Source organism: Virgibacillus oceani (assembly GCF_041521345.1).
Lineage (GTDB): Bacteria > Bacillota > Bacilli > Bacillales > Amphibacillaceae > Virgibacillus_N > Virgibacillus_N oceani_A.
Genome location: NZ_JBGOHB010000040.1, coordinates 1 through 12,639, shown reverse-complemented (window position 1 = coordinate 12,639; position 12,639 = coordinate 1). Strand labels below are relative to the sequence as shown.

Sequence of the window (12,639 nt, the reverse complement as noted above, 5' to 3'; positions counted from 1 at the left end):
AGTTAAATGTGAAATCCTGACAGCAGGCTAAATAAAAAGAAATTAATCAGCATAAATAAAAATGCTGCTGAATTGTAAACCGCAATGGATTTTCCTTTATATTTAATGAGCCGCAGAATTAAAAATATACTATATACCGCAAGTACCAGTATCGAACCGATTGTTTTTACATCAAGCCAATAAAATTCCGATCCTGAAACATATGCCCAAACAATACCTAATATGATTCCTATCAATAATATTGGCACGCCGATCGAAACAGCACGGATAGCATGTCTGTCCAATGCACTTAAATCTCCAAACCGCCAGATCCATTTCACAGCTTTTTTTTCCTTTAACAACCGATATTGTACCAAATACATAAGAGAAAACAAAAATGATATTGTAAAAAATCCATAGGAAAGGATAGATAAAGCAATATGAGAGATCAGGATTTCATGAACAAATTGCTCCCCTTGCGGCTGTATCGTTTCCTGTGCAACGGTGGACGTATACAATAAAAAAACAAAGAAGCTGAAAACGTTCGTAAAAAATACGATAAAATGAACGGAAAATGACCGATTGATTATAAGTGATAAAGTAAGCAGCACCCAAGCATAAAAAAACAATCCCGCATTTTGCGAAAGAAGTGGGATATTGTTTTCTATCAATGCCTGATATAATAAAAAAACGGTTTGAATCACCCAAACCATACTAAGTAACCAGAAGGCTGATTTTTTCGCCCTCCGGTTATTCCAGATAAAGTCATAGAAATAGATGATCAGGCTTAAACCATACAAAATAAGGATAACTTCAAAAACCCATTTCCCCTCTACCATATGGAGCATCCTCCTGCTTAAGTGGTTTGTATTTTTTTCCGTAAAGCAAAAGCACGCTCATTGGCTTTCAACTTGACCATTGTTTCATTCTTTTCTGCTTGTTTTGCAAATTCCTCTTTTACTTCTTCTTCGATGCCAAAAATATCTATAAACAACTCCAAGGATTCTTCTGCCCCTTCACTTGCTGCAAATTCTTTTGCCTGTGTGACCGGCTCTTTCAAGATCTGATTAATGATGCTTTTTGTATGTTTACGCAGCACCTTTTTTTCCCGTTCTGTTAAGTCAGGTATTTTTCTTTCGATACTTTTCATTGTTTCCGCTTGAATCGAAAGGGCTTTATGCCTTAATGCAGAAATCACTGGCACAACGCCTAATGTTTTTACCCATTCTTTAAAATTAACAATTTCCTCTTCTAGAAGAAGCTCAATTTTCTCGGCAGCCGCCTTGCGGGATTCCATATTTTTATCAACCACATGCTGCAGGTCATCGATGTCATATAAAAATACATTATCCAGTTCACTTATTTTCGGGTCAAGATCTCTTGGCACAGCTATATCCACTAAAAACAATGGACTGCCTTTTCTTTTCTTCTGAATTTGTGCTACGGTTTCCTTCGTTAGAACAACGTCACTTGCAGCTGTAGAGCTGATTAATATATCTGCGTCTTTCAGAAGATCTTCAAGCCCATCAAGCGTTCTTGCTTCTGCTTTATATTTTTCTGCTGCTTTTTTAGCTCTTTCCAACGTCCGGTTCACTACAGTAATGTTGGTTGCTCCGGCACCATGAATGTTTTTCAGCGCGAGCTCTCCCATCTCACCAGCTCCCAGCACTACAATATGTTTATTTTTCAGGTCACCAAATATCTTTGTTGCAAGCTCCACGGCTGCATAACTGATGGAAACCGCCTGCTCGCCAATGGCTGTTTCTTTGTGCATTCTTTTTCCAAAGGTGATTGCCTGTTTAAACAGTTCATTAAAAATTGTTCCGGTTGTTTTCAGCTGTTGAGAACTAAAGAAGGAATTTTTAACCTGTCCGAGAATTTGTGTCTCACCCAGAACCATAGAATCAAGACCGGTGGACACGCGGAATAAGTGCTCCATCGCTCCATCATCTTCTGTTATACGAAGATAGGATGAAAATTGAGATTTATCGATTTGAAACCAGTCAGATAAAAATTGTTTAATATAATAGCGTCCGGTATGAAGCTGATCTACAACAGCATAAATTTCGGTACGATTACATGTGGAAATAATCACGTTTTCCAAAATACTTTTTCTTTCCTTTAATTCCATCATTGCTTCATGCAGTGATCCTTCATTAAATGTAAGTTTTTCCCTAATTTCTACAGGGGCTGTTTTATAATTAAAGCCGACTTTCAATATATGCACATGATCTACCCCTTCTGTTGAAGAAAACATATTTCATTTTCCAAAGTTAAAATGATTATTATTTTATACACATTCTTCTATATTATAACATGTCTAGCAAGCAATTTTTTGTTAAAATGTGAACAGAGTCTGAAACATTTATTAAATCAAATCGTATTGTATATGAATACGACTGTACTTTATCATAAGAAAAATAAAGAAGCAAGAAATCGTGTGAGAGGCGGGGTTCTTTGAAAAAACAGCATTCCATCGGGGCTTATATATTAATTGGGATCGGTATCTTCTTTCTGCTTAGACAGTTAAAGGTACCTATATTCACAAACTTTTATTCCTGGCAGACGATTGTCATTATAATTGGATTGGCCCTTTTAATACATAGTTATAAAACAAAAAGCTATCAAAATATTTTCAGCGCCATTGTGATATTAGGGATAGGCATTCATTTTCATGGACTGCAGCACTATTCCTACTGGATTGATCATTGGGCAGTTTATATTCTCATTATAGGCATTGCATTTCTGATAAGATATACAAAAACGAAGGATGGTTTTTTATACGGTATTTTCTTAACCGGACTCGCCCTTCTGCTGATTTTTCCTATTAATCTGCCAAACTGGTTAAACTGGATATATATTCTGCTTGGTTTTGTGGAAAGATTTTGGGCGATTATTTTAATTGTTGTTGGGATTTATCTGCTTAGAAGAGGGAAATAGCAGGACAGAGGTTCAACGCCTCTGTCCCATTACAAAAACTGTTTCAATAGCCTCCATGCTTCCTCTTTTCCTTCACCTGTTTCGGCGGAAAATGGTAATAGCACGTCACCTTGTTCGATTTGAAAAGCACTGCTGGTACGCTTTATATGTGCGATTCTTTTCGTTTTGGCAATCTTATCAAGCTTTGTAGCTACGATGATTACCGGGAGTTCATAATGCTTTAAAAAATCATACATCTGTAAATCATCGCCTGTCGGTTCATGCCTGAGATCCGTGATTAAAATTACTGCCTGAAGTGTATGCCTCGTTTCAAAATACTCCTCCATCATTAAGCCCCATTTTTTCCTTTCCTTCTTGGAAACTTTTGCGTAACCGTAACCAGGAACATCAACAAAATAAAAGGCTTCATTCATTTTATAAAAGTTCAATGTTTGTGTTTTTCCCGGTTTAGATGAAGTCCGAGCCAGGTTTTTCCGGTTAATCAGCTTATTGATAAACGACGACTTCCCCACATTTGACCTGCCGGCTAAAGCAATTTCCGGCAGGCCCTCATTGGGGTACTGCTTTTTACTTACTGCACTGATGACAATCTCTGCATTAGTGATCTTCATGATGCTTCTCCACCAATGCATGTTCCAAAACCTGGTCTAAATGGCTCACTTTAATAAATGTTAAATCATTACGCACACTTTCCGGAATATCATCTATATCTTTTTCATTTTCTTCAGGCATAATTATCGTTGTAATACCGGCTCGATGGGCGCTTAACGATTTTTCTTTTAATCCGCCGATGGGCAGTACACGACCCCTTAGTGTGATTTCACCTGTCATTCCTACTTCTTTTCTGACTGCTCTTCCAGTGAAAGCAGAGACAAGTGCTGTTGCCATTGTAATACCTGCTGAAGGGCCGTCTTTTGGTGTAGCTCCTTCAGGAACATGGATATGAATATCATTCGTTTCATGAAAGTCAGGGTCAATATTCAATTCATCTGCCCGTGAACGGATATAACTGAAGGCTGCCTGGGCTGACTCCCGCATTACTTCTCCAAGCTTCCCGGTGAGTGTCAGCTTTCCTTTGCCGGGATAATAGGAAACCTCGATCGATAATGTGTCACCGCCTGCCGTAGTATAAGCAAGGCCGGTCGCTGCACCAATCTGATCTTCCTTCTCCATCATACCGTAACGATAGAGCGGTTTACCGAGCAATTCCTCCATGCTTTTATCGGTAACGATGACTCGTTTTTTTTCTTTGGAAATAACAATTTTAGCTGCTTTCCTGCAAATGGTTGCCAGCTGGCGTTCCAATCCTCTGACACCTGCTTCTCTTGTGTACCGGCGGATCAGTTTTAATAAAGCTTCATCACGGATTTGCAGGTTTCCTTTATTTAATCCGTTCTCTTTCAGCTGTTTTGGTAAAAGATGATCTTTGGCTATATTCATTTTTTCCACTTCCGTATATCCCGCGATCGAAATTAATTCCATGCGATCCAAAAGCGGCGATGGAATATTGTTCACATAATTCGCAGTAGCTACAAATAATACATTGGATAAGTCATAGGTTTCCTCAATGAAATGATCACTGAATGCACTGTTTTGTTCAGGATCCAAAACCTCCAGCATCGCGGAGGAAGGATCCCCCCGGAAGTCATTGGACATTTTATCTATTTCATCAAGCAGAAATACCGGATTGACCGTTTCTGCCTTTTTCATACCTTGGATAATTCTACCTGGCATGGCGCCAATATAAGTTCTTCGGTGTCCGCGAATTTCAGCTTCATCGCGCACACCACCAAGAGATATTCTGACAAAATTCCGGTTGATAGAGCGAGCGATTGATTTTGCCAGTGATGTTTTACCGACTCCAGGGGGGCCAACGAGACATAAAATCGGCCCTTTTATCGACTGGGTTAATTTCTGTACTGCCAAATATTCAAGGATTCTTTCTTTTACTTTTTCCAGACCGTAATGGTCGGCGTCAAGAATTCCCTCTGCATGCTTAATTTCAATATTGTCCTCGGATTTTTTTGTCCATGGCAAAGCAAGCAGCCATTCCAGATAATTTCTGATGACAGAGCTTTCGGCAGAACTTTGGGGAACTTTTTCAAACCGGCCGAGTTCTTTTAACGCTATTTCCTTAATATTTTCCGGCATATCCGACTGCTCGATCTTTTCCTGCAGTTCACCAACTTCACCGGTTTTACCATCATTTTCACCAAGCTCCCGCTGGATTGCTTTTAACTGTTCCCGCAAATAATATTCCTTCTGCGTTTTTTCCATGGAGGTTTTAACACGTTGTCCAATTCTTTTCTCCAAATCCAGCACTTTTTTCTCATTTGAAATAATTTCAATTAGTTTCTGCAGCCTGGATTTCACATCCACAATTTCCAGTAATTCCTGTTTATCCTTCACTTTTAGCGATAAGTGGGAGGTAATTATATCTGCAAGTCTGCCGGGCTCGTCAATATCAGAAACCGTGGCAAATGTTTCATTGGTGATTTTTCGGGAAATTTTAACATATTGTTCAAACTGTTTTAGTAAAGAGCGCATCAACGCTTCTTCTTCATTTTCCTCACCATGAACATCTTCTAGCTTTTGGATATCCACCATGAATTCATCTTTTTCTTCCGTAAAAAGAGCTATTTCTCCCCGGTCTAATCCTTCTACAAGTACACGCAGGGTTCCATTGGGAAGCTTTAACATCTGTTTTACTTTGGCAAGTGTGCCTATTTTATATATGTCTTTTGGTTTAGGGTCTTCCATACTAACCTTCTTTTGTGCAGCCAGAAAAATGGATTGATCACCCATCATCGCTTTTTCCAATGCTGCAATTGATTTATCTCGTCCCACATCAAGGTGAAGCACCATTGATGGAAATATGAGCATTCCGCGTAATGGAAGGAGGGGAACTTGTATGTTTTGTTTTGTCATTGCGGGTACCTCCCTATAATTATGTAAAGTAAAAACATGTATTCTTAAGTTTATAGAAAACCCTGTCATTTGTAAAATTATATAATTGGAAAAATGCGGATTTCCGTGAGGAGAGAAAATACCTTTCTTACCGATAGTATTTCCGTTAAAAGCTATACTAAACTTAAGAATTAGTCCGAATTGAATCGGAAAAAGGTTTGTTAAAGGTAATTATTGAACCACTGTAATTATTTTATAATCGCCAAAAAGAGACTAACGCGATGCACTACGCTTTGTAATGTCACGTTAGTCTCTTTTCATACACCTTCTAATTATTATGCACTTTCTTTTGGATGTTTTTTATTGCCTACTTTTATGGTTCCGTCATTAAAGATCAGTTTAGGGCTCCCATCTTCCTCGATTACCGTATCTTTTGTAATGATACATTTTTCAATATCTTCCCTTGATGGCAGTTCAAACATGACATCTACCATAAGTCCTTCAATAATGGAACGTAAGCCGCGTGCGCCGGTTTTTCTTTCTATTGCTTTTACGGCAATTTCCTTCAGCGCTTCCGCTTCAAATTCCAGTTCTACATCATCCATTTGGAAAAGCTTAATATATTGTTTTACCAATGCATTTTTCGGTTTCGTTAAAATTTCCACCAGTGCTTCTTCATCCAATGGCGTAAGGCTTCCGATAACCGGCACTCTTCCGATAAACTCTGGAATCAATCCATAGCGCAATAAATCCTCCGGTAAAACTTTTTCCAGCAGTTCGCCTGTATCCAAATCCTGCTGTTTTTCATTGGAACCAAAGCCAATCACTTTCTTGCCTAAACGGCGTTTTATGACCTGGTCGATACCATCAAATGCCCCACCGACAATAAACAGGATATTCGTTGTATCAATTTGAATGAATTCCTGGTGCGGATGCTTTCTTCCACCTTGTGGAGGTACGCTGGCAACAGTTCCTTCAAGGATTTTCAGAAGCGCCTGTTGTACCCCTTCTCCGGATACATCACGGGTAATGGAAGGGTTCTCCGATTTACGGGCAACCTTATCAATTTCATCAATATATATAATGCCTTTCTCTGCTTTTTCCACATCATAATCAGCTGCCTGGATCAGTTTCAGAAGGATGTTTTCCACATCTTCTCCGACATAGCCAGCTTCTGTTAAGGATGTTGCATCAGCCATGGCAAAAGGTACATTCAGGATCCTTGCCATTGTCTGAGCAAGCAATGTTTTACCGCTTCCTGTAGGCCCAAGCATTGCAATATTACTTTTAGCAATCTCTACATCATCCGTACCTTTCGATGAATTAATCCGTTTGTAATGGTTATACACAGCAACAGATAAATTCTTTTTTGCTTGTTCCTGACCAATGACGTAATCGTCCAATGTCTCACAGATTTCCATTGGCTTTGGAATCTCTTCTAATTCTGTTTCTTCCTCTGTACCTAATTCTTCTTCTACAATTTCAGTACAAAGCTCAATACATTCATCACATATATATACACCAGGTCCGGCTACAAGTTTACGGACTTGTTCTTGACTTTTACCACAAAATGAACACTTTAATTGTCCTTTTTCTTCGTTAAATTTAAACATTTCATTTCACCCCTAAAAGATCTATATCTTTCCCTAGTCATGCAATCTTGATTCAACATTATAGTCATCATATCAGATGAAAATAAAAAAACAAAACAATATACTTTTTATGCCTGTACTATTTATCTATATGTTACATCCTGAAAAATAATTAGCTCATATGAAAAATAGTTTATACAGGATGACAATAATGTAAAACAAGGTGCGAAAATAAATTTCGCACCTTGTTGGGAAATAGGGGCAAGTACACTGTCCCCTTAATTTACCGACAATGCTGGACAAAGAACCTGGGGACTGCAATTGAATGTGCGCCCCACCGTAAATTTCGTCCCTGTGTCCCTATTCTGCTTCAGCAGCACTGACTGTTTTGCTTTCATCTGCAAGGAAATCTATTGCTTTTCTCATTTTCAGATCACCTTTGAGAGCATCCGTATTGCCACCAAGCATTTGCTTTAATTGCTCTATTTCCGCCCCATACATGGAAGCCATCTTTTCCAATTCAGCATTTATATCTTCCTCTGAAGCTTCAAGCTCCTCTTTATTTGCAATAGCTTCCAGGGTAAGATTTGTTTTCACGCGTTTTTCCGCATCTTCTCTCATTTGTTCTTTTAATCCGTCTTGATCCTGGCCGGAAAACTGTGAATACATTTCCATTGTCATTCCTTGCATTTGCAGCTGCTGTTCAAATTCCTTCATCATTTGATCCAGTTCTGTATCTACCATCGCAGCAGGAATATCAACTTCAGCGTTTGCGGATGCTTCTTCAATTAATGTTTCTCTCTTTTGATTATCAGCATCCTGTGTTCTTTGTGTTTCCAGTTCTTCTTTTTTCTTTTTCTTAAGTTCATCCAATGTTTCCACTTCATCATCTACATCTTTGGCAAATTCATCATCGAGCTCAGGTAATTCTTTGTATTTCACCTCGTGAATTTTCACCTTAAATATTGCTTCTTTTCCAGCTAATTCCTCTGCATGATAATCCTCAGGGAATGTTACCTGAATGTCTGTATCTTCTCCTGTTTCTTTTCCGATTAATTCTTCTTCAAATCCTGGAATGAACTGATTCGAGCCAATTTCCAGCGAATGATTTTCTCCTTTTCCGCCGTCAAAAGCTTCCCCGTCCATGAATCCTTCAAAATCCATAACGACAGTATCGCCTTCTGCTATCTTGCCTTCTTCTTTTACAACAAGTTCAGCATGGTGGTCACGCAGATGCTCAATTTCATGATCGACATCTTCATCTGTAATTTCTACAGATTGCTCTTCCACTTCCAGCCCTTTGTATTCACCAAGCGTAACTTCTGGTTTTACGGTAACGTTGGCTGTGAAAACCAAAGGCTTTCCTTGCTCGATTGTTTCAATATCAACATCTGGCTGTGCTACAGGCTCTATACCAGTTTCATCAATTGCTTTCGTATACGCATCTGGCAGTACAATATCTACTGCATCCTGATACAAAGCTTCTACACCAAAGCGGCTTTCAAAAAGCTTGCGAGGAATTTTCCCTTTACGAAATCCAGGAATTTGTACTTCCTTGGATACTTTCTTAAATGCTTGATCCAATGCCTGATCAAAATCCTCTACTGATACTTCAAACGTTAATACTCCTTCATTTCCTTCTTTCTTTTCCCAATTTGCTGTCATAACAATTCCCTCCAAAATCTATTGTTTCCATACATATTTTCACGTCTTTCATTCATATATAAACGATCTCAAATTTACAACCATCTTATTATAACATAATTCATATCCCTTTCAACCATTTAGGCTATTTGAGTTCACCTTTTTTCTCAAGAAAAACATAATTTATTCCATAATTAAGAATCCTTAAAATTATATTCATGCGTGTTTTCTTAAAGATTTGAGTAACGCTTACCGTCTGGAATCGCTCCGGGCGGATGCTTTCCGCGGGCACAGCCTCAGCCTCCGAAGAGAAAACCACTCTGCGGCGGCTGAGGACACGTGCTGGGACTGCGATTACTCGCCCCACCGTAAAGATTTGCGGGGAAAAGGCTTCAGTGATACCCCACAGTGCGATAATAATGAAGGCCGACTAAAACCGCCCTTTGCGGGCAACTTCGGCATACCCCTTGTCGGGGCAAGGAGGCTCACCAGCCGCCCGCGGACAGCGTAGTGTATTTCCGGAGCGATAGTTGATGCTCCAATATCATTTAAAATTACTTTTCAGTTACTTTCAACTCCGTACAATAAAAGCAATAAAGCTTACGAAAACAGCTTATTTAAAGTCAACCATTATTTTTAGGTAAACTCAAAATTAGGCTAAATTCATCCCTACTCGTCTATAATGCTTAGAAATAACGATTCACATAGATTTATTTCTGTCAGATATGACGCAATTAATTCATCCGGTTCTGTTATAGCGCTATGTCTGGATTCCACATATTCTTTTCCAATATGTATTAGAGCTTGAGCAATTACTCCGGCATCTTCTATCGGCGGCATGATTGGGTAGCGTACATAAATATACCGGTATAGCATTTTATTTAAAAGCGCCATTAAGGTTGGATTTTGCTGCTCCATCTCCTCCAGGTGAAGAACTGTTTCTTTCAGGATCTTTTGCTTTTTTAGCGCTGTTACTTCCATTGGTTTCACTTCTAACGCTAGACCGAGTTTCTGAATATGTATTTTTTCGTTCACATCTGCTTCCTGGAGCCATTGAAAGATTGCAGTTTTCACCACTGGATGGATATGTTCCTTTTGTAAGATAAATTTTGTATGTTTGTCGGGTTTAGCATTTGATTTTCGCATCTTTTCCACTAAACTCCATTGCTCCAGGTGTTTTTTATTATGTATTGCCTCTTTAAATTCATCTATATATGCTGCAGTCCGGCTCATCGTGACATCTGCTTTCATTTTTTTACTCAGCTCATATAGTTCATTACTTTGCTCTTCCAATAATGGCGGTAAAGAGCCTTTTGATAATTCATCTTCCACCTGTTCCATTAATAACTCATATTGATTGGTTTGAAATAGCAGTGTTAAATAAATATGTAAGTATTGAAAATAATCGTCGTATTCATACTGCAGCTGTTCTTCACAAATTTCTTGTGCCTCGTCATACCGGTTTAGTTCCATCAAACAAATAATCTTGCCAATAACTATTTCATAATGATTCACTTTATAGCTTAATAACTCATCCAACTTCTCCAATGCGTCTTCATGTCTCTTCTCTTTCATTGCCTGCAGGCTGCTTTCCTCCAGGTTTTTCTTCCATTTTGGAAACAGAACTACATTACCGGCTTTCTTTTCCATTTGATACCCCCTTTCGCTCTATGATTTAGTTTCCATTATATAAACAGTAAATATACATTCCCCTTTCTTGCCGTGGTTAAACCTGCTTCTTGATGAATTAAAATATAGTTTCTGTCGATTATACCATAATGAATATTTCCACCACTTAATTTTCTATTCGAAAATTTGAAGTGGGGGTTTCTAACGTATCTTTATATTAGCCGCTTAACGTCAGTGGAACTGTCAAATAGGTGAATTATTTACACCCAGCCCCCTCTATACCATTGGTCTCGCCATTGGTACTTCTTTTAAATAATCCTGGGTTGACAAACATTCACAGAGTCTGCAGCCAATGCTTGTTTTTTGGTAACTTGCTCACATATTTTCTCAATATGTTTGCTGCTCCGTTTATATCGGCATTAATAGTAATTCTTTAGAAGTACGATAAAGCCCAATGAATACTGGAGTGCCCTTTGTTTCACCGAAGACAGGAATATTATCCCCAGCTACGAAACTTGCTTTTGATGTGTACGATTCTTCTATCGTAATGATACGAATCCCGCACTTTTCAGCTTTATATGTAATCATGTTGATCAACATCGCATGCGAAATGCCGACAAATGCTCGATTACCTTTTTTACCCATATTTACTTCCTGTTTCCAGCATTTCCCGATATTTATTGTGTCTACCTTTTCTTCCGAGGCAAAATTCACAATTTTACGTCTGATATTATGGAAGATGTCTTTTAGCTTTCGATGCCTAACCTGATGAAGCCGTTCCAACCGTTTTGACGTGAAAGGAATAAGCTGTTTAAAAGTTATAATGAAGATAAGGTTTCATTTTTTTTGGTGCTTCAAACAGATTGCATGTGACATCTTTTCGCTTTTTTTACAGGTTTTTGACTTTCTTTTTCTAGCCTGCGCTCGTATGCCTGTCGTTGCCTGTCATTCATTGGATCTAAGTTTTGACGAATAGTTTCCAAGACTTCCTAGTGTAAGGGTTGCAGTTTTTCTGCTTTTAATCCTGTGAAAACCTGTCTGATGTATAAATTAACTACATTATACATGTTTTTTGCACTTTGACATATCTGGTTGAAGTATGGATACGGATTAGTCCAAATTTGATCTGTTTTATAATAAAACGTTGGATTCTTTTTTGACAAGACTACAGCTCCCATAAAGAATATTTATTCTCCCTTATTATGGCATATACGTTCGCCATTGAGAAGTCTGATCATTTGAAATGGCATAAGCCAATTTTAAAAAACAGCACTCTGCCGGGTTTTTAACAGGGGAAAAGCTGGCTAAAATTGCCGATATTAGTAAAGTTGCCGTGGTTCGTTTCGTGTTAAAATAGTTGTAGAATTTTTACTGCTTTTTGGAGGTGAGCTTTCTGAAATATAAGTCAAGAAAAGATTTGTGGTTAACTATAATTGTTTGGGGAAGTATGCTTTTTGTCATAGGAACTAGCGTTAATGCTCTTAATGAAAATATAACTGTTATCAATGTTTTTTTCACCTTGTTATTTGCCATTATATTACCAATTTTTGTGTTGTGGATGTGGTTAACTACTTTTTATGTCATAGAAGCAAACAATTTAGTCATAAAGTGTGGTCCATATAAGAAAAAAGTTTCATTTGATTCTATTAAATCTGTCAAAAAAACGACAAGCTCATTATCAAGTCCTGCATTGTCATTAAAAAGACTTGAAATTGAATATGGTGTATATGATTCTGTACTTATCTCTCCCTATGATAGAGATGAGTTCATTGAAATCCTCTCTAAACATTGCCCGCATATTAAAGTTAAAACTTAATCTCGGGTTCATTGTAAAATGAAATGCAACAGCTAAATAAATAGAAAGCCATCGTGAAACCACGTATAATTAAGGTTGACAAAAACACAAACCATACGGAGGTAATTCACGATGACTCAAAACCATTCTAAC

10 protein-coding genes are annotated in these 12,639 nt (G+C 38.2%); 2 read left to right on the top strand and 8 right to left on the bottom strand.

Translation table 11 applies throughout. The features are described 5' to 3' along the window. Positions 1–2: 2 nt before the first annotated feature. On the bottom strand, positions 3–818 hold the full coding sequence (locus ACDX78_RS20610) for a cytochrome C assembly family protein (protein ID WP_486030364.1): 816 nt from the start codon (positions 816–818) through the stop codon (positions 3–5). Positions 819–835: 17 nt separating this feature from the next. Then, positions 836–2,206 carry a glutamyl-tRNA reductase gene (hemA, locus tag ACDX78_RS20605; protein ID WP_486030362.1) on the bottom strand — a complete coding sequence of 457 codons (1,371 nt, stop codon included), beginning with the start codon at positions 2,204–2,206 and terminating at the stop codon, positions 836–838. Between the two features lie 230 nt (positions 2,207–2,436). Between hemA and ACDX78_RS20600 the strand changes: the two genes are divergently transcribed. After that, on the top strand, positions 2,437–2,919 hold the full coding sequence (locus ACDX78_RS20600) for a LiaI-LiaF-like domain-containing protein (RefSeq protein ID WP_486030361.1): 483 nt from the start codon (positions 2,437–2,439) through the stop codon (positions 2,917–2,919). Positions 2,920–2,948: 29 nt separating this feature from the next. Here the strand turns inward: ACDX78_RS20600 and yihA are convergent, their stop codons facing one another. From yihA to ACDX78_RS20570, 6 genes are all read right to left on the bottom strand, one after another. After that, a complete protein-coding gene (yihA, locus tag ACDX78_RS20595) occupies positions 2,949–3,530 on the bottom strand; it encodes a ribosome biogenesis GTP-binding protein YihA/YsxC (RefSeq protein ID WP_486030359.1) in 582 nt (193 codons plus the stop codon). Beyond that, positions 3,517–5,847: an endopeptidase La gene (gene lon / locus ACDX78_RS20590; protein WP_486030358.1), complete on the bottom strand. Its 2,331-nt coding sequence runs from the start codon at positions 5,845–5,847 to the stop codon at positions 3,517–3,519. The genes yihA and lon overlap by 14 nt, the downstream gene beginning before the upstream one ends. A gap of 314 nt (positions 5,848–6,161) precedes the next feature. Beyond that, positions 6,162–7,439 (bottom strand): ATP-dependent protease ATP-binding subunit ClpX, encoded by a 1,278-nt coding sequence (clpX, locus tag ACDX78_RS20585; protein ID WP_486030356.1) that lies wholly within the window; start codon positions 7,437–7,439, stop codon positions 6,162–6,164. 339 nt (positions 7,440–7,778) lie between these two features. Next, positions 7,779–9,083, bottom strand: coding sequence for a trigger factor (tig, locus tag ACDX78_RS20580; protein ID WP_486030354.1), 1,305 nt, complete (start codon positions 9,081–9,083; stop codon positions 7,779–7,781). A gap of 648 nt (positions 9,084–9,731) precedes the next feature. Beyond that, entirely contained in the window at positions 9,732–10,712 is a 981-nt protein-coding gene (locus ACDX78_RS20575) for a tetratricopeptide repeat protein (RefSeq protein WP_486030352.1), read from the bottom strand. Between the two features lie 387 nt (positions 10,713–11,099). Further along, entirely contained in the window at positions 11,100–11,474 is a 375-nt protein-coding gene (locus ACDX78_RS20570; protein WP_486030350.1) for an IS200/IS605 family accessory protein TnpB-related protein, read from the bottom strand. A gap of 664 nt (positions 11,475–12,138) precedes the next feature. Here ACDX78_RS20570 and ACDX78_RS20565 point away from each other — a divergent pair. Further along, the gene (locus ACDX78_RS20565) at positions 12,139–12,507 is read left to right on the top strand and encodes a PH domain-containing protein (protein WP_486030349.1); all 369 of its coding nucleotides are present in this window, start codon (positions 12,139–12,141) and stop codon (positions 12,505–12,507) included. Positions 12,508–12,639 lie beyond the last annotated feature (132 nt).

What these genes read in the sequence shown, in the direction of transcription:
- ACDX78_RS20610 (WP_486030364.1), bottom strand. Translation starts at nt 818, where the DNA reads ATGGTAGAGGGGAAATGGGTTTTTGAAGTTATCCTTATTTTGTATGGT.
- yihA (WP_486030359.1), bottom strand. Translation starts at nt 3,530, where the DNA reads ATGAAGATCACTAATGCAGAGATTGTCATCAGTGCAGTAAGTAAAAAG.
- lon (WP_486030358.1), bottom strand. Translation starts at nt 5,847, where the DNA reads ATGACAAAACAAAACATACAAGTTCCCCTCCTTCCATTACGCGGAATG.
- clpX (WP_486030356.1), bottom strand. Translation starts at nt 7,439, where the DNA reads ATGTTTAAATTTAACGAAGAAAAAGGACAATTAAAGTGTTCATTTTGT.
- tig (WP_486030354.1), bottom strand. Translation starts at nt 9,083, where the DNA reads ATGACAGCAAATTGGGAAAAGAAAGAAGGAAATGAAGGAGTATTAACG.
- ACDX78_RS20575 (WP_486030352.1), bottom strand. Translation starts at nt 10,712, where the DNA reads ATGGAAAAGAAAGCCGGTAATGTAGTTCTGTTTCCAAAATGGAAGAAA.
- ACDX78_RS20565 (WP_486030349.1), top strand. Translation starts at nt 12,139, where the DNA reads ATGCTTTTTGTCATAGGAACTAGCGTTAATGCTCTTAATGAAAATATA.